Annotated in this window: 11 protein-coding genes, 1 tRNA gene, 1 other RNA gene and 1 pseudogene; 2 read left to right on the forward strand and 12 right to left on the reverse strand. The window is 76.2% G+C overall.

Features of this window, described 5'->3' with window-relative positions:
* Positions 1-25 precede the first annotated feature (25 nt).
* The 5 genes from ABZ576_RS29425 to ffs all read right to left on the reverse strand — a co-directional run bounded on the left by ABZ576_RS29425 (position 26) and on the right by ffs (position 8,167).
* A complete protein-coding gene (locus ABZ576_RS29425; RefSeq protein WP_360747313.1) occupies positions 26-1,525 on the reverse strand; it encodes a N,N-dimethylformamidase beta subunit family domain-containing protein in 1,500 nt (499 codons plus the stop codon).
* 294 nt (positions 1,526-1,819) lie between these two features.
* Positions 1,820-3,832, reverse strand: a complete 2,013-nt coding sequence (locus ABZ576_RS29430; RefSeq protein WP_360747316.1) for a hypothetical protein — start codon at positions 3,830-3,832, stop codon at positions 1,820-1,822.
* A gap of 364 nt (positions 3,833-4,196) precedes the next feature.
* On the reverse strand, positions 4,197-5,456 hold the full coding sequence (purD, locus tag ABZ576_RS29435) for a phosphoribosylamine--glycine ligase (RefSeq protein ID WP_360747319.1): 1,260 nt from the start codon (positions 5,454-5,456) through the stop codon (positions 4,197-4,199).
* 110 nt (positions 5,457-5,566) lie between these two features.
* The gene (locus ABZ576_RS29440; protein ID WP_360747322.1) at positions 5,567-8,014 is read right to left on the reverse strand and encodes a DNA polymerase III subunit gamma and tau; all 2,448 of its coding nucleotides are present in this window, start codon (positions 8,012-8,014) and stop codon (positions 5,567-5,569) included.
* Positions 8,015-8,068: 54 nt separating this feature from the next.
* Positions 8,069-8,167: signal recognition particle sRNA small type (gene ffs, locus ABZ576_RS29445), an RNA gene on the reverse strand.
* A 119-nt stretch (positions 8,168-8,286) separates the two neighbouring features.
* Between ffs and ABZ576_RS29450 the strand changes: the two genes are divergently transcribed.
* Positions 8,287-8,374, forward strand: a tRNA-Ser gene (locus ABZ576_RS29450).
* Between the two features lie 67 nt (positions 8,375-8,441).
* On the opposite strand, the pseudogene ABZ576_RS29455 reads toward ABZ576_RS29450, so the two are convergent.
* From ABZ576_RS29455 to ABZ576_RS29485, 7 genes and pseudogenes are all read right to left on the reverse strand, one after another.
* Positions 8,442-8,753: pseudogene (locus tag ABZ576_RS29455) on the reverse strand (site-specific integrase); the annotation flags it as partial.
* A 59-nt stretch (positions 8,754-8,812) separates the two neighbouring features.
* A complete protein-coding gene (locus ABZ576_RS29460; RefSeq protein ID WP_360747325.1) occupies positions 8,813-9,481 on the reverse strand; it encodes a hypothetical protein in 669 nt (222 codons plus the stop codon).
* A gap of 301 nt (positions 9,482-9,782) precedes the next feature.
* Positions 9,783-11,675 (reverse strand): copper resistance protein CopC, encoded by a 1,893-nt coding sequence (locus ABZ576_RS29465; RefSeq protein ID WP_360747442.1) that lies wholly within the window; start codon positions 11,673-11,675, stop codon positions 9,783-9,785.
* A 487-nt stretch (positions 11,676-12,162) separates the two neighbouring features.
* Positions 12,163-12,924: an SDR family oxidoreductase gene (locus ABZ576_RS29470; RefSeq protein WP_360747327.1), complete on the reverse strand. Its 762-nt coding sequence runs from the start codon at positions 12,922-12,924 to the stop codon at positions 12,163-12,165.
* Entirely contained in the window at positions 12,921-13,397 is a 477-nt protein-coding gene (locus tag ABZ576_RS29475) for a cupin domain-containing protein (protein ID WP_360747330.1), read from the reverse strand. Before ABZ576_RS29475 ends, ABZ576_RS29470 begins: the two co-directional genes overlap by 4 nt.
* Positions 13,394-13,981 (reverse strand): GNAT family N-acetyltransferase, encoded by a 588-nt coding sequence (locus tag ABZ576_RS29480; protein WP_360747333.1) that lies wholly within the window; start codon positions 13,979-13,981, stop codon positions 13,394-13,396. Before ABZ576_RS29480 ends, ABZ576_RS29475 begins: the two co-directional genes overlap by 4 nt.
* Complete coding sequence (locus tag ABZ576_RS29485; RefSeq protein ID WP_360747336.1) at positions 13,974-16,298, reverse strand: penicillin acylase family protein; 2,325 nt, start codon at positions 16,296-16,298, stop codon at positions 13,974-13,976. The genes ABZ576_RS29480 and ABZ576_RS29485 overlap by 8 nt, the downstream gene beginning before the upstream one ends.
* A gap of 83 nt (positions 16,299-16,381) precedes the next feature.
* Here ABZ576_RS29485 and ABZ576_RS29490 point away from each other — a divergent pair, with 83 nt between their 5' ends.
* Complete coding sequence (locus tag ABZ576_RS29490; protein ID WP_360747339.1) at positions 16,382-17,104, forward strand: siderophore-interacting protein; 723 nt, start codon at positions 16,382-16,384, stop codon at positions 17,102-17,104.
* The last annotated feature ends 58 nt before the right edge of the window (positions 17,105-17,162 follow it).

The raw sequence follows: 17,162 nt of genomic DNA on the forward strand, positions 1-17,162 counted from the left end.
GGGTGATCGGGGTGCGGCCAGGGGGTCAGTCCCGTTTGCAGATGCGGTCCAGCAGGTTCGCGGTGGCCCGCTGGATGCGGGGGTCGACGTGCTCGGGCCGGTCCAGGGCCGGGGACCACGCGAAGGTACCGGAGGCGAACACCCAGGCACCGGAGGGCGCACGGTAGAGGGAGGTCTCCTGGTGGCGCAGGGCGCCGTCGTTGTCGGTGTAGGGCGAGTGGGCGAGCAGGACGCGCTCGTCGTGCTCGGGCAGCGCGGTGCGCGGGAAGTACCGGTCCGCCTCGCCGGCGACCAGTCCCTCGATCTCCTCGCCCTCGTGCGCGCCGGTCGCCTCCCACAGCCAGTGGCCGCCGTTGCGGACGATCAGCGGGTGCGGCTCGGGCACCCGGCCCGCGTACTGGATGCCGACCAGCTGCTGCTCGGGCCGGTCGATCTCCCGCCAGAGCACCGGCCGGCCCGGCCCCTTGCGCTTGCGGCAGGTCAGCAGCCGGTCCGGGACACCGGAGGGGGCCGGCCCGAGGTCGACCTGCCAGTACATGGTGTTCGCGGAGAGGAAGACCAGGGAGGTGCCCCGGTCGCGGGCGTCCTCGACGGCCCGGCGCATCGGCACGGACCAGTACTCGTCGTGCCCGGGGAAGACCAGGCCCCGGTAGCGGGTGGGGTCCACGCGGCCGGCGTGCAGATCGCGGGCGTCGGCGTAGGCGAGGTCGTAGCCGTACCGCTCGGCCCAGCGGATGAAGTCGTAGGCGTGCCCCACGTGCAGGGGCAGGCCCGCGCCCGCGTACGGCCGGTCGAAGGAGACCGTGGTGGCCGCGTCGGCCTCGCCGAGCAGCCGGCCCTCGTCGTCCCAGGCGTGGTAGAGGCTGGCGCCCGTGCGGCCGTCCTCCGGGTACAGGTTGTAGGCCTGCCAGGTGATGTCGGGCAGCAGCAGGAGCAGGTCGGCGGGGTGGTCGTCGCGGACCGTGAACGGTACGTGGGAGCGGTAGCCGTCGGCGGTGGTGAGGACGGCCACGTAGGCGCCGATGCTCCAGTAGGAGGGCACCTGGAGGCGCCAGGACAGCCACCAGTGGTGGCAGGAGACCGTGCGGTCGGCGGTCAGCGGCGGGGGCTGGACGATGCCGGAGAGCCGGGGGCTCGTGGTGATCTTGGCGGCGCCGTCGCCGCCGTAGTGGCCGATGCGGTAGATGTCGACGCTGAACTCCTGCGGCGGGTCGACCGTGATCCGGAAGTCGATCGCCTCGCCGGGCGCGACCGCGCCGGTGGAGGTGAAGCCCTTGATCTGGCGGTGCACGTCGTCGGCGGCGCGGGGGCCGGCGGCGGCCGCGCGGGGGGCCGGGACTCGCGTGCCGGCACCGCCGGTGAGCTGCCGCGGGCCGGGGTCGACGTACCAGGGCACGACCTGACCGGTGTCGCCGAAGTACGTCTCGCTGCCGCGCAGCCAGGGCACCGGGCCCTGACCGAAGGGGTCCGTGACGGCGTGCGCGAGTGCTCCGGACTCCCAGCGGCGGATGTGGTCCGAGGCCATGGTCGCTCCCCTCCCTCGTGCCCCCGTCTGTCTCGGTGTGCTCGGGCCTTGCCTGGCGGTCTGCGTGGGGCGTGCTCACTGTGCTCGGCGTGCGCGGCGTGCTCGGCGTGCGCGGCGTGCGCGCGCTGTGCTCGGGGCGCACGGCCGCGCTGTCGTATGTCGCCTGCCTTTGCCAAGGGCGTGGTCGGTCCCAGCACATCACATAACGCACGGGCCCGGTCACTAGTCGTTGCGAATTGACCTGAAGTGGAAGTCGCGTTTCCGTTACGGCGGTGACGATCGGGCGAGAAGGGGTCAGACGAGCCGCACGGGCTTCTCGGGGCGTATCCCCGACGCGGCCAGCCACTCGCGCAGCGGGCCTGGGTCTCCCTCCTCGATCAGGGTGAGGACCCGGGGCGCCAGGTCGGCCGCCCGCTCGCCGCCCAGCAGCAGGGAGGGGCCGTCCAGCCAGTCCAGGGCGGGGACCGCGCCGGCGGTGTCGACGGCCGCGCAGCACACCATCGCCGTGACGTGGTCGGTGAGCAGCTCGCGGGCCGTCCGCGCCGGCTGGAGCGGGAACAGCGGCAGCCCGCAGTCGTCCCACAGCGCGCTCTCCGGAGTCGGCCGGGCCCCGCCGTCACCGCCCGGCACGGCGGCCTCCTCCCGGGCCAGCGCCGCGCTCAGCCCGGCGGCCAGGGCGGCACTGCGCTCGGTGGCGGGATCGGGGTCTTCCTCGTCGTCGTAGGCGGCGGGCGGGGTGCCAGCGGTGGGGACGGTGGGCTCGGGGACGTGCGCGGTGTCAGGGGTGCCGGCGTGGGGCGTGTGGCCGGCGGGGTCCGGCGGGGCTGTGGGGGTCCTGCCGGAGGCGGCTCCCGGGGCGGCTCCCCGGGCGGTTCCAGGGACGTCCCCGAGGGCGGCCTGGGGTGGGCCGGCGGGCGGCTCGGTGGTGAGGGGAGGGGTGGCCCCCGGGACCGGCTCCGGGGCCGCCCCGGGGGGCTGCACGGGGGCGCCGGCCGGCGGGAGGCCGGGGCCGTGCTCGCGGATGGCGGTGGCCGGCTCCGCGAGGTGGTCCAGGACGCGGGCCAGGGTGGGGCCGCCGGGGTCGGGCGCGGCGGGGTCGAGGGAGGGGCGGACGCCCAGCGCGTCCAGCACGCGGTGCAGGCGGGCCGCGTCGGCGCGCCAGGTGCGGTCCACGACCTCCTCCGGATACGCCTGCCAGTCCACCGGGGCCCAGTCGGGGCCGGACTCGGCGGGCCCGCCGTGGAAGAGGCGGGCGGCGAGCAGCGAGGCGGCCTCGTCCACCACCCCCGGCTCCTCCAGCAGGTCGCACGCGGGCCGCTCGCCGAGCCGGGAGGCGAAGCCCTCGGCGAGGCGGTCCCGGCGGGACAGCTCGGTGAGCGCCGCCACCACGCCCGCGTCCAGCCGGGACGGCCACCGGCCCATGCGCCAGGCGGGCAGCGCGACCCGGGTCAGCAGCCGGTCCCAGCCGGCATAGGCGAGTCCGACCTGCTCCTGGGCCACGATCCGCAGGCCGTAGTCCACCGCCTGCGCGCGCTCGGCCGCGGCCGCCGCTACCCCGCGCTCCATCTGCGCCGCGTGCTCCCGGCAGCCCCGCAGCAGCAGCCGGGCCACCCAGCCGAGGGCGGCGCAGACCGCGCGGACCGGCCCGCAGCGGCCCGGTGTCGCGGCGACCGCCACGGCCGCGTCCAGCCCCCGCACGAAGCGGCGGGCGGCGGCTATGTCGGGGTGCGCCGCGGGGCCCGTACCCGCGATGACCGGGGCGAGGACCGCGCGCAGCTCGCCGACGCGCATCCACCACAGGAACGGGGAGCCGATGACGAGGACCGGCGCGACCGGGGTGCGGCGCCGGACCGGGTCCGCCACCTCGTCGGACGTCGGGCGCGGGGGCGGACCGTGCGCCGAGTGGGTGCGGTCCTCCAGCCAGCTGTCGCAGTCTGGGGTGAGCGCTATGGCCGAGGGTGCCGGCACGTCGAGCCGGTCGGCGAGGTCGCGCACCATCCGGTAGAGGTCCGGGGCGGACTCCTCCGGGATCGGCACCGTGGGGCTCGTGGCGGGGCGGGCCCGGGCGACGACCAGGGCGATGCCGGCGGCGGCCAGCAGCACCAGCACGGCCAGCGCGCCCACGGTCCAGCGGGCGGCGTCCCAGCCGGAGCCGACCAGGTGTCCCGAGGACACGCCGGCCAGCAGGATCACCGCGGCGCCCGCCGGCAGCAGGGCCACGGCCAGCGCCCGGCCCCGGACCCGCAGCACGGCGAGGGCCCGGGAGCGCGCGGCCTGCGCGCCCACCTCCACACCGATTCCGCTCACGTGCCGACCTCGCCCCCTCCCCGATCGCGTGCAGTCCTGGTCTTGCTCACTCCCCCACTGTGGCACCCGCCACTGACATCGCAATGCCGGTGAGCCAAGTGCCGGAACGCTTGCGCGGCACCCTAGTTGGGGCCCCGGCCCCCGTCAGCCGGATGGGCCATTGCTCACTCGATGGAATGGCTTTGGTCAGAGGTGGGTGACAGAAAGCAAAGATCAGGCCCCGGATCGTGATCCGGGGCCTGGGGAGCGTGCGTGCAGGTCGGGCGGGCCGGGCGCGGGCGGCCCGGCACGGAGGTGCGTGGGACGGAGGTGCGTGCCGGCCGGACGCGGGCGGCCCGACGGGGGTGTGCGCGGGCCGGGCGGGTCAGGCGCCCGCGGACTCCGCCGCCTTCGCCGCGATGTCGGTGCGGTGCTGCGAGCCGTCGAGCCGGATCCGGCCCACCGCCCGGTAGGCCCGCTCGCGCGCCTCGGTCAGGTCCTTGCCGGTGGCCGTGACGGACAGCACCCGACCGCCGGCGCTGACGACCGCGTCGCCGTCCCGCCGGGTCCCGGCGTGCAGCACGTACGCCTGCGGGGCGTCCTCGGCGGCCACCTCGTCCAGACCGGTGATCGGATCGCCGGTACGGGGGGTGTCCGGGTAGTTGTGCGAGGCGACGACGACGGTGACGGCCGCGTCCTCGCTCCAGCGCAGCGGCGCCAGATCGGCGAGGTTGCCGGTGGCGGCGGCCATCAGGAGGCCGGCCAGCGGGGTCTGCAGCCGGGCCAGCACGACCTGCGTCTCCGGGTCGCCGAAGCGGGCGTTGAACTCGATCACCCGGACGCCGCGCGAGGTGATCGCGAGGCCGGCGTAGAGCAGCCCGGAGAAGGGCGTGCCCCGGCGCCGCATCTCGTCCACCGTGGGCTGGAGCACGGTCTCCAGCACCTCGTCCACCAGCTTGGGGTCGGCCCACGGCAGCGGCGAGTACGCGCCCATGCCTCCGGTGTTGGGGCCCTCGTCGCCGTCCAGGGCGCGCTTGAAGTCCTGGGCGGGCTGGAGCGGGACGACGGTCTCGCCGTCGGTCACGGCGAACAGGGACACCTCGGGACCGTCGAGGAACTCCTCGATCACCACCCGCTCGCACCCGGCGGCGTGTGCCTTGGCGGCCTCGACGTCGGAGGTGACGACGACACCCTTGCCGGCCGCGAGACCGTCGTCCTTGACGACGTAGGGGGCCCCGAAGGCGTCGAGGGCCTCGGCGACCTCCGCCTCGGTGGTGCAGACGTAGGAGCGGGCGGTCGGCACGGCGGCCGCCGCCATGACGTCCTTGGCGAACGCCTTGGAGCCCTCGAGCCGCGCGGCCTCCGCGGAGGGGCCGAAGACCGGGATGCCCGCCGCGCGGACGGCGTCGGCCACGCCGGCGACCAGCGGGGCCTCCGGGCCGACGACGACCAGTTCGGCACCGAGGCGGGTGGCCAGGCCGGCCACCGCGGCACCGTCGAGCGCGTCGACCTGGTGCAGCTCGGCGACCTCCGAGATGCCGGCGTTGCCGGGGGCGCAGTGCAGCGCGGTGACGTCGGGGTCGAGGGACAGGGAGCGGCACAGGGCGTGTTCGCGGGCGCCGCTGCCGATGACGAGGACCTTCACGGGGTCAGCCTAATGGCAAGGTCGCCGAAAGCCGGGGCCCGGGGAAGTTGTGCGTTCCTACCAAGCGTGGCCGGTACCGGCGGGACCGCCGGCTGTCCGGCCGCCGTCGGCTACTCGTTGGAGAACTCCTCCACCACGGTCGCCCCCAGTTCGCGCACGATCAGCTCGTGCCCGGACAGGGCGGATTCGTCCAGGTCCGGGTCGTCGTCCTCGGGGAAGTCGTCCTCGGGGGCGACGGGCGGCGGCTCGGGAGCGGCGGCCGGCCGGGGCGCCGGGGCGGGCGCGGCCGGGGCACCGCCCGCGGCCGCCGGCGGGGCCGGCTGGGGAGCCGGGGCGCGGGGAGCGGCCGGGGCGCCGTAGCCACCGCCGGGCGTGCCGCCGTGACCGCCGGCGGAGGAGCCGCCGTAACCGCCGCCACCGCCGTGGCCGGAGCCGCCCGCGGGTGCCGGGCCGCCGCCGGACGGGTCGACGACCGCCTCGATCTTCCACTGCACGCTGAACTGCTCGGCCAGCGCCTGCCGCAGCACGTCCTCGCTGCCGCTGCCGGCGAAGTTGTCGCGGGCGCCCGCGTTGACGAAGCCGAGCTGGAGGGTGGTGCCGTCGAAGCCGGTCACCTGGGCGTTCTGGCTGAGCAGGATCCAGGTGAAGCGGCGGCGGTTCTTGACGGCCTCCAGGATGTTCGGCCAGAGGGCACGGGGGTCGAGGCCGCCGGCGGCCGGAGCGGGCGCCGCAGCGGCGGGCTGTCCCTGCGGGTGCGCCGACTGCGTCTGAGGGTGCTGCTGGTGCTGCGGCTGGGGCTGCTGCGGCGGCCGGCCGGCGGACGCCCCGCCGGGGCTCTGGCCCGGGCGGCCGCCCGCCGGAGCGGCGGCCGTGGGCCAGCCACCGGGGCGCCGGCCGCCGCCGGCCGGGGCGGCGGTGGGCCAGGCGCCGGGCGCGGCCGGTGCGGCGGGGGGCGGCGCCGGAGCCTGGGCGGCGGCGGGGGCGGGAGCGGCAGGGGCGGGGGCCGCCGGTGCCGCCGCGGCGGCCGGAGCGGGTGTGGGAGCGAAGGCGGGAGTCGCGGCCGTGGCCGGGGCCGGACCCGCGGCGGGAGCCGTGGGCGCCGGAGCGGCCGGAGCCGCGCCGCCCGGATCGCCGGCGGGACCCGGGGTACCGGGGTGCCCGGGGTCACCGGCGGGACCGGGTACGCCGGCGGAAGCCGCGGCACCCGTGGCGGCGGGGGCACCGGTGGGCGCGGGCGCACCGGTGGGTCCGGGGGCGCCCGTGGCTCGTACGGCCGCGCGGGCCGCCGCTGGGCCCCCGCCGGGCGGGACGGCGACCGCACCGGCCGCCGGGGCGCCGCCGTGGGCCCCGGGCCCGGGCACGTACCCCATGGCGGGCGCGCCGGCACCGGCCGAGAAGGTGACGCCGCGCTCCAGCCGGTCGAGTCGGGCCATCACGGCCCGCTCGTCGCCGTAGGCAGCGGGGAGCAGGACGCGGGCGCAGATCAGCTCCAGCTGGAGACGGGGCGAGGTGGCGCCGCGCATCTCGGTCAGGCCCTGGTTGACCAGGTCCGCGGCGCGGCTCAGCTCGGCGGCGCCGAAGATCGTGGCCTGGGCCTGCATCCGCTCCAGGACGTCGGCGGGGGCGTCGATGAGCCCCTTCTCCACGGCGTCCGGCACGGCGGCGAGGATCACCAGGTCCCGCAGCCGCTCCAGCAGGTCGGCGACGAAGCGGCGCGGGTCGTTCCCGCCCTCGATGACGCGGTCGACCACCTCGAAGGCGGCGCCTCCGTCACCGGTGGCGAAGGCCTCCACGACGGAGTCGAGCAGGGAGCCGTCGGTGTACCCGAGGAGGGAGGTCGCCATGGCATACGTCACACCCTCCTCCCGCGCGCCGGCGAGGAGCTGGTCCATGACGGACATGGAGTCGCGCACGGAGCCGGCGCCGGCGCGCACGACGAGCGGGAGCACGCCGTCCTCGACCGGGATGTCCTCCTGCCGGCACACCTCGCCGAGGTAGTCCCGCAGGGTCCCCGGGGGCACCAGCCGGAAGGGGTAGTGGTGGGTCCGCGACCGGATCGTCCCGATGACCTTCTCCGGCTCGGTGGTCGCGAAGATGAACTTGAGGTGCTCGGGCGGCTCCTCGACGACCTTGAGCAGCGCGTTGAAGCCGGCCGACGTGACCATGTGGGCCTCGTCGATGATGTAGATCTTGTACCGGCTGCTCGCGGGGCCGAAGAACGCCTTCTCGCGCAGCTCACGGGCGTCGTCCACACCACCGTGGGAGGCCGCGTCGATCTCGATGACGTCGATCGACCCCGGTCCGTTCCGCGCCAGGTCACGGCAGGACTGGCATACCCCGCAGGGGGTCGGGGTGGGACCCTGCTCGCAGTTCAGGCAGCGGGCCAGGATGCGCGCGCTGGTCGTCTTGCCACATCCGCGCGGCCCGCTGAACAGGTACGCGTGATTGACCCGGTTGTTCCGCAGGGCCTGCTGCAGCGGGTCGGTGACATGCTCCTGCCCGATGACCTCGGCAAAGGTCTCCGGGCGATAGCGGCGGTACAGCGCGAGAGACGACACGCATACGAGGTTAATGGCGCCCACCGACAACGGACTCCGCCCGCGGACCCCGGGAACGCAAGCGCCCCCCACGCACCCGCCAGAGCCGACCTACCCTTGCTGCCTTCCGGCCCTGGGGGAGTTCAGTCAGATAGCGCCGCGTGAGGGGCTGTGCCCCACAGTACCCGATGGCGGCCCCGGTCAGTACCCGGTGCGGGCGGAGATCGGCACCCGGTGCGGGCCTGCGGGAACGAGTTCGCGAGCACTCCCCTCGGTCATGTAATGTTTCCGGCGGAGGATTCGCCTAGAGGCCTAGGGCGCACGCTTGGAAAGCGTGTTGGGGGCAACCCCTCACGAGTTCGAATCTCGTATCCTCCGCCAGTGCCTCACCGGGCACGTTGTCGAAGGGCCCCACCGTTCGCGGTGGGGCCCTTCGACGTTGTCCATCTCAGTCGGCTTTTTTCGGGGCGTCGGGCGGCGCCCAGAGCGCGGCCCCGCCCTGCTGAGCGACTTTCCGGGGCATGACTCCCGTCACATGCATGTACCGGGCGCGCATCCGTGCCGCTCCCCCGGGCTCCCGACCCGTGATCGCGTCGATCACCACGTCCGGGATGCCGGGAATCAGGAGAACGGTCGCGGCGGTGTGGCGAGCATCGTGGAGACGCCCGTCCCGTACGGCGGCGTCCCGTAGGAGCCGCTTCCAGACGTGGTAGTCGGTGTCGGGGCTGAGGGGCCCACCGGTCGGCGAGGCGAAGACGTGGCTCTCTCTCTCCCCCCCCGCGACCGGTGGGGAGCGGTCAGCGGGCCTGTGTGGGCCGGTCAGCGGGTCGGGGAGGAAGTGGGCGGGGTTGTCGGGAGGGGGCTGATGCCCGGCTCGTAGTGGTCGCGGAGGTAGATGCGGGTGCGGTCCGGGGCGTAGTCGTGGGCGTAGAGGCTGACGCAGCCGGTGTCCGAGGTGCCGTACGGGTCGGCGAGCGGGTCCGGGCTCACCGTGCGCTCGGGGTCGGCGCCGGGGCAGACGGAGCCGTAGCGCATGCCCTTCTGCAACGACTCCGGTTCCGGCACGCCCAGGCGTCCGAAGTCGTGGGTCCGCACGTCGGTCACGGCGGCCGTGGGCTCCAGCAGCTCGCCGGCCGGCGGATAGGCGGCCAGGAAGGCCCGTGTCTGGGACCTGGTCAGTGTGAAGGTGAGCACACCGGTGTCGAAGCGGGAGGTCACCTGATAGCCGGCCCGCGCGTCCTGGGCCCCCGCCGGGATGTCGACGCCCATGTGCCCGCTCATCCACCCCGGCGTGACGCCCTCGACCCACCTGTCGTCCGCGGACTGCCCGGCGGCGCGGTCACCGGCCGGGCCGGTACCGGAGTCGGGTGCGGAGCAGCCTGTCGCCGTCAGGGCGCCCAGGAGGGCCAGCGTGCCGAGGGCCGCCCCGGCGCCCCGCGTCCGGCGGTGGCCGCCTGTGTTGTCGTTGTTGTCGTGGGCGTCGTTCATCGGACGGCTGCTCTCCCGGGTGACCTGTGCGTCGCGCGGCCCTGCTGTTGCTCCCGGCCCGGGTCCGTGCGTCCGTCCCTGCTTGCGTCGGGGCCCGGCAGCGAAGAGCCGTTGGGCTGCGAGGAGCCGAGATCATAGTGGTGGGCTCAGCGACCCCCACAGGCGTTTCAGCTCGGCGCGACGCGTTGTTCGCGTCGGCGTCACCGCCCGGCGCGGCGAGTTCCTCGGCGCGGGGCGGCTGCTCCTCGTCGAGGGAGGGGTACTTGGCGTGCCCGGCGTCGTGCGGGTCGTTGCCCGGGGTCTACCGCGTCACCCGTACCGGCGCGGACACCGTCACCTGGTCCACCTCCGAGACGCGGACGGTCGCCTTCAGGGTCCAGGTGCCGGGGACGGGCAGGGTGAAGGTGTCGGTGGACCAGTAGCCGCCGCGGTCGGTGACCTTCGTGTCCAGCGGGCCCAGGCGCTTGGCGGGGAGGGTGAGGGTGATCCGGAGTTCGGGAACCGTGGAGAGGCCGCCGTCGGGGCCGTAGACCACCGCCTGGACCGAGTTGGTGCCGACCCGGCCGGGGTCCAGGGTGATCTGGACCCTGCCGTGCCCGCCGGGGGTGCCGACGTCGAAGGGGACCGTGGTGACGAAGGCCGTGGGGATGCCCGCCGCCGCGCCGGCGGCGGGCCGGGCCGGCTCTCCGGCCGCGCGGCCCGGCACCGTACTGGTGAGGAGCGTGGTGACGGCCAGCACCACCACGGCCGCCGTCGCCTCCGCCAGGACCGAGCGGCGCAGCAGGCGGCGCGGGACCGCGGCGGGGAGGGCGGGGGGACGTTCCGGGGGGAGCGGGGGGCCGGCCACCGGTTCCGGGACGCGTTCGAGGGCGGGTCCGGGGACGCGGAGGGCGACGGGGTCGGCCGCTCGGGCCGGGCGGGAGGCGGGGTCGGCCGCTCGGGCCGGGCTGGAGGCGGGGTCGGCCGCTCGGGCCGGGCGGGCGGCGGGGTCGGCCGCTCGGGCCGGGCTGGCGGTGGGGTCGGCCGCTTGCGCCAGGCGGGCGGTCCAGGTGCGGGAGCAGGCCGCCGCCAGCAGGAGCGCGGCCACGACCGCCAGCTTGGCGAGCAGGGTACGGCCGTACGTCGTGTCCGTGAGCGCCTGCCAGGAGCCGAGGCCGCGCCAGGACTGGTAGACGCCCGTGACCACCAGGACCGTGACCGAGGCGGAGGCCAGGCGGGAGAAGCGGGCCGGTACCGAGGCCGGCAGGTCGTCCGCCGCCGGGGCGCGGCGCAGGGTCCACAGGAGGGCGGCGAGGCCGCCCAGCCAGGCCGCCGTCGCCAGCAGGTGCAGGGTGGCGGAGACGATCGCCGCCGGCACCTGGATGCCCGCCGAGGCGTGATCGGACGCCGACCAGGTCAGGGAGAGCGCGAGGGCGAGGGCCGCGCCCGCCGCGAGGGTGGCGCGCCGCGGCAGCCGGATGCGGCGGGCGCTCAGCAGGAACGCGCCGGCCGCGGCGAGCAGCAGCAGCGCCAGGCGGGTCAGCAGGAGCAGCCCGGGGCGGGTCGTCGCGGTGTGGGTGAGGGAGGAGGGCGTGAGGGCGGTGACCGGTGCGGTGCCCTCCTCGTAGGGGGCCCGCAGGAGGTACAGGGCGGCCGTGGACACCAGCAGTACGGCCGCGGCGGCCCGGGCGGGGACACGCAGGTGGGCCGTGGTCGGCGGGCGGCAGTACGCCACGAACGCGGCCGTGCCGAGCAGCAGTGCCAGGGAGAGGTAGGCGAGGTAGCGCGCGATGGTGTGCAGGGCCGTGGTGACCGGGTTCTCCGTGCGCCCGGGGGGCGGGCCGGCCGGGGCCGCCGTGCGCTCGCCCACCGAGAAGGTGAGGGCGCCGGACACCGGGTGGCTGTCGGCCGACACCACCCGCCAGGCCACCGTGTAGGTGCCGGTGGCGAGCCGGGCGGGCAGAGAGACGCGGGCGGTGTCGGAGCGGCCGGGGGCGTGGTCGGCGGGGCCGGTGCGGACGCGCCGGTTGGCGGGGTCGTAGACCCGGAAGGAGTCGGTCAGCAGGCCGACCGACTCGGTGAAGGTGAGGGTCATCTGGCGGGGGGCCGTGCGCAGGACGGTTCCGTCGCCGGGGTCCGTCGCGCGCAGCACGGCGTGGGCCGAGGCGGGGGCCGCCGCGCCGAGGACCAGGCCGAGCAGGAGGGCGGGGAGCAGCGCGAGGAGGACGAGCGTCCGGGGGTGCGGGAGCGCGCGGCCGTGCGGATGGGGGAAGCCGGGCGTCCCGCGGTGCGGGAGCGCGCGGAGGAGGCCGTGGGAAGGGCCGAGCAGCCGGGGATCCCCGAGTGCGCGGAGGGGACCGGGGGCCGTGGGGTGCGGGAGCGCGCGGAGGAGGCCGCGGGAAGGGCCGAGCAGCCGGGGATCCACGATCGCGGCGAGGGGGCCGGGGGCCGTGGGGTGAGGGAGCGCGCGACCCTGCTCACGGGGGAAGCCGGGCGTCCCGCGGTGCGGGAGCGCGCGGAGGAGGCCGTGGGGAAGCCGGCGGGGTCGGAGGTGCCCGAGTACGTCCCGGGCGTCGGGCCGTACTCGTCCTCGTCCCCGGTGTCCGTTCCGCAGCACCCTCGGCCTCCGTCCCGTCCCGCACCCGTGCCTCCGTATGGGTACGGGCGGAACGGCCCGCGTGCTCACCGGTTCGGCAGGTGCGTCACCAGGTCGGCCGGGCCGACACGCCGCCGTCCACCACCAGGTCGTGGCCGCTGACGAAGGAGGCGAGCGGGGAGGCCAGGAACACGCAGGCGTCGGCGACGTCCTCGGGGCGGCCGAGGCGCCCGGTGGGGGCGGCGGCGAGCCAGCGGTCCACGCCCTCCGGCCAGGACCCGGCGAGCCCGGGCCGGTCGACGAGGCCGGGCGAGACCGTGTTGACGCGGATGCCGGCGGAGCCGTATTCCACGGCGGCCGCGCGGGCGTGCGTGACCACCGCCGCCTTGGCCGCGCTGTAGTGGGCGTGGCCGGGGGCGGGGTGCCCGGCCTCGATGGAGGCGATGTGGGTGATGGTGCCGCCACCGTGGGCGCGCATGTGGGCGGCGGCCGCCTGGGTGCAGGCGAAGACGCTGGTGAGGTCGGTGTCGACCACCGTGCGCCAGTCCCCCGCCGTCATGCCCGCGAGCGGCTGGACCGGCTGTACGGCGGCGTTGTTCACGAGCGCGGTGAGGCGCCCGGCCGACCACGCGGTCGTCTCCTCGATCAGCCGGTGGCAGGCCGCCTCGTCCGCCAGGTCCGCCTGGAGTACGACCGCCTCGCCGCCCGCCTCCCGGATGCGGGCGGCGACCTCGGTGGCCGCGGCGACGGCCGTGCGGCAGTGCACGGCCACCGCCGCACCCTCCTGTGCGAAGCGCAGCGCGATGGCGCGGCCGATGCCGCCGCCCGCGCCGGTCACCAGGGCGGTCTGTCCGTCGAGCAGGCTCATGGGCGGCAGAGTTCCCTGATCCGGGCGGCCTCGGCCGGGTAACGCGCCGTGAGGTCGGCCGCGTTCCCGTGTTCGTAGTCCGCGTAGGTGAACCCGGGCGCCATGGTGCAGCCGAAGAAGGTCCACGACCCGCCCGCGACCACCCGCGCGCCCATCCAGGTGCGGGCCGGCACGGTCAGCTGGAGGTGCTGTCCGGAGCGGAGGTCCGGGCCGAGGACGGGGGTGCGGGTGGTGCCGTCGGGCGCGAGGAGCAGGAGCTGGAGCGGGTCGCCGAGGTGGAAGTGCCAGACCTCGTCGAAGGGCAGGCGGTGCAGGGCGGAGAAGTCGTCCGCGGTGAGCAGCACGACGATGGCCGATCCCGCGGGGCGGCCGTCGGGCCGCTCGGGCCCGGCCCAGGTGCGCCGGAACAGGCCGCCCTCGCGGGGGATGGGTTCGAGGCCGTAGTGCGCGATCAGCTCTTCGGGCGTCGTCACGCGGGGAAGGCTACCGCCCGGTCGAGGAAGGCGAGTTGCGCCCGCTTCTCCGGCAGGTAGACGTCGGGGAGGTCGACCTCGGGGAGGACGACGGCGGGGCCGCGGCTGAAGCCCTGGCGTTCGAAGCGGGTGATCGCCTTGGTGTTGCGGACGTCCGGGTCGACCACGATCCGCTGCCGGTCCAGCACCAGCAGCGCGTACGTCGTCATCGCCGTGAGCAGCGCGGACGTCCAGCCGGGCCGGCTGCCGCCGGGGCCGGCGGGGGCGAGCAGCAGGTGGCAGCCGAGGTCGCCGGGGCGTACGTCGTAGCACTCGCCGACCCGGTCGGCGGACGGCTCGTAGGTCTGGAAGAGGGCGACCGGGCGGTCGTCCAGGGTGACCAGGTGGGCGTGATGGGTGTCGAGGGTGGCCATGTGGGCGTAGACCTCGGCGACTTGGTCCCGGGTGAGGCCGTTCATGCCCCAGAAGGAGGCGCGTTCGTCGCTCACCCAGGAGTGGACCACGTCCGCGTCGCCCTCCGGGTCGAGAGGGCGTATGCGGACGGTGCCGTAACCGTCGATGTGCTGGACGTGCAGGTCAGTCATCGGATTCCTCGGTGGATGCGGTGATGGGGTGCTCGGCCGCGTGCTCGGCCGGGTGCTCGGCCCCGTGCTCGGCCCCGTGCTCGGCCGGGTGCTCGGCCGCGTGCTCGGCCGGGTGCTCGGCCCCGTGCTCGGCCGGGTGCTCCGGGGTGAGCAGGGTCCAGTCGGTGACGACCGGGGCCAGTTCGCCGGCGAGCCACAGGGGGAGCTGGTCGCGGTGGTGGCCGGCGCCGGGTACGCCGTCGGCGCCGAAGGGGACGATCCAGCGGCTGTTGTCGCGGTCGGCCAGGTCCCAGACGTAGCGGGCGGCCGGGCCGCGGGCGGCGCGGTCGGTGAGGCCGGGGACGGCGGAGGTGCACAGCACGCAGTCGTGGTCGCCGGCGAGACCCGGTTCGGCGGTCCCGGCCACCCGGTCGCCCACGCCCCCCGGGCTGTCCGGGTCGCCCGAATCGTCCGGCAGCGCCTTCCAGGGGGCCAGGCGGTGGGTGGCGGACCAGGGGCCGGCGGGGGGTGCGGCGGCCACCTCCTCCACGGCGGCACGGACGGCCGCCGCGCGGTCGATGCCGTACAACTCCTCGGCCCGCAGGAGGTGTTCGAGGGCGAAGCCGACGCGGGGGACCAGTGCCAGCCAGGGCAGCAGCACCTCCGGGTAGGCCGGAGGTGCGGTGAGCGGGGCGAAGACCGGGTGCGCGGCGAGCCGGCGCACGACCGCGCCGCGCACCGCCGCGTACGCCGCCGCGTCGGTGCTGTCGGCCTCCATCCGGCGGTCCCAGGCGAGGAGGCGGTCGCGGAGGGCGGACGCGGCGGGGGTGAGGCCGGTGAGGGCGGCGAGGTGGTCCAGGAGGGGGCCGGCCGAGGCGAGGTGGGTGTCGGTGTGGATCGCGGGCATGCCGTCGGCGGTCCAGGCGTGGCCGGCGTCGAGCAGGGCGCGGATGCGGTCGGCGCGGTGCGGCGGGGCGAACTCGACGCCGAGCGGGCCGGCCAGGCCGCGGGCGTTGGCCATCACCGCGATGCCGTCGGCCGGTTCGGCGTACGGCGTCTCGTGCGTGCCGTGCCAGTCGTGGCCGGGCTCCCAGGCGGGCACCGGGTGGAGGCGGTTGGCCTCGGCGCGGACGGGGACCTTGCCGGCGACGCGGTGCAGGGTGCCTCCGGCGGTGTCGGCGGCCTGTACGACGTTGACCGGCTCGGCCCAGGCGTCCAGGGCCCTGTCGATGTCGCCGACGGTGCGGGAGCGGAGCAGGGGGAGGAGGGCGCTGAAGCCGAGGTCCTCCGTCACCCGGGGCGGGTAGCGGAGCGTGAGCGCCTCGGCCGCGCCGCCGGCCCCCGCCTCCGCCCGCGGGCCGCCACCGCGGCCGGCGGGGGCCGCGGGCTCGGGGGCGGCGGCCGTGGCGTCGAGGCCCTCCGGTCCCCCGGCGATCACCGGCCCCCGTTCCGTTTCGACGACCTCGATCTGGAGCGGTGCCTCGCCCGCGACCTCCACGGTTTCCGTGTGGCGGACGGCTCGGCGCCAGCTGCCGTCGGGGGACAGGGCCTCGATGCCCGCGCCGGTGCGGCGCAGGCGCTCCCGGTAGAGGTCCTGGTAGTCGGCCATGGCGTTGGTGATGGCCCAGGCGGCCGTACCGGTGTGGCCGAAGTGGGCGATGCCGGGGACGCCGGGTACGGCCAGGCCGACGACGTCGAACTCGGGGCAGGCGAGACGGATCTGCTGGTACACCCCGGGGTCTTCGATGAAGCGGTGCGGGTCGCCGGCGATCAGCGCCTGCCCGGTGGCGGTGCGGTCGCCGGTGACGAGCCAGCCGTTGCTTCCGGCGGTGCCGGGCCCGTCCATGGCGAACAGCCCGACCGCGTCCGGACCGAGGTGCCGTATCGCCTGCTCGCGCCAGAGCTTGGCGGGAAAACCGGCGAAGAGGATGTGCGTGGCGAGCCAGACGCCGAGCGGGGTCCAGGGCTCCCAGCGGCCGGGGGTCAGGCCGGTGCGGGCGAACTCGGGGGCGCGGCGGGCGCCGGCGGGCAGGCCCTCGTTGACGCCGTCGACGTACGCGCGGACCCAGTCGGCCGTCTCCGGGTCCCGGCGCTCCAGCGCGGCGAAGCAGCGGCGGGCGGTGTCCGCCAGGCGGGCCCGGCGGGCGAAGACGTCCCAGGAGAGGGCCCCGGCGCCGAGGAAGGAGGCGGAGGTGCCCTGGGCGCGGTGGCGCTCGACCTCCAGCTGCCAGGCCCGGTCGTGGGCGGTGACCCGGCCCTGGGCGTGGGCGAGTTCCCCGGCGCCGGCGGCGCGCAGGTGGGGGATGCCCCAGGTGTCGCGGTAGATCTCGGTGGTCACCGGGAATCCCCTCCGTGCTTTAGGTTAGCCTTGCCTAAGTTTTGGTTTCTGTGGCGGAATCGTACGCGAACGATGGAGGGGTCATGGGGCAGGGGCGGGGTTGGGAAGGCGCGGTCCTCAAACTGCTGCGCGCCAAGGACTTCATGCTGACCGTCCTGGACGCGGAGGACGTGACCCCGCACTACCGGCGGCTCCGGATGAGCGACGGCGGACTGCTCGCCGCGACCGGCGTCCACCCCACGATGTGGGTGCGGCTGTGGTTCTCCGACGACGGCCGGCCGCACCAGCGCGCCTACACCCTTGTCGACCCCGACCCGGCGGCCGGCACCTTCGGCCTGGAGTTCGCCCTGCACGAGGGGCGGGCCTCCGACTGGGCGCGTGGCGCGCGGGCCGGCGACACCATCGAGGCCACCGTGCAGGGCACCGGCTTCCGGCACCCCGACCCGGAGCCCTCGCACCTCGCCGTGATCGGTGATCCGGCCTCGCTGCCCGCGATCAACTCGCTGCTCGGCGCCCTGGGTTCCGTTCCCGCGACCGTCTGGTTCGAGGGGGACGCGGCGGGGCTGCCCCACCGGGCCGAGGAGGGCCGGCACGAGATACGGCCGGTGCCCCGCCGGGACGCGGGCGCCCACCTGGTGGAACGGGTCCGCGCCGAGCTGCCCGCCGTCCTGGCCGGCACCCCGGACCCGTACGTCTGGATCGCCTGCGACACGGCGACCACCCGCACCCTCGCGGCCTACGCCCGCAAGGAACTGTCCGTGCCCAAGCACCGGGTGCACGCGCTGGGGTACTGGCGGGCGGACTGAGCGGACCGGGGGCGGCGTGGCCCACGGCTCGCTGACACGCGGCCCCCTCACGCGCGGC

The organism is Streptomyces sp. NPDC013455 (assembly GCF_040632975.1).
Classification (GTDB): Bacteria; Actinomycetota; Actinomycetes; order Streptomycetales; family Streptomycetaceae; genus Streptomyces.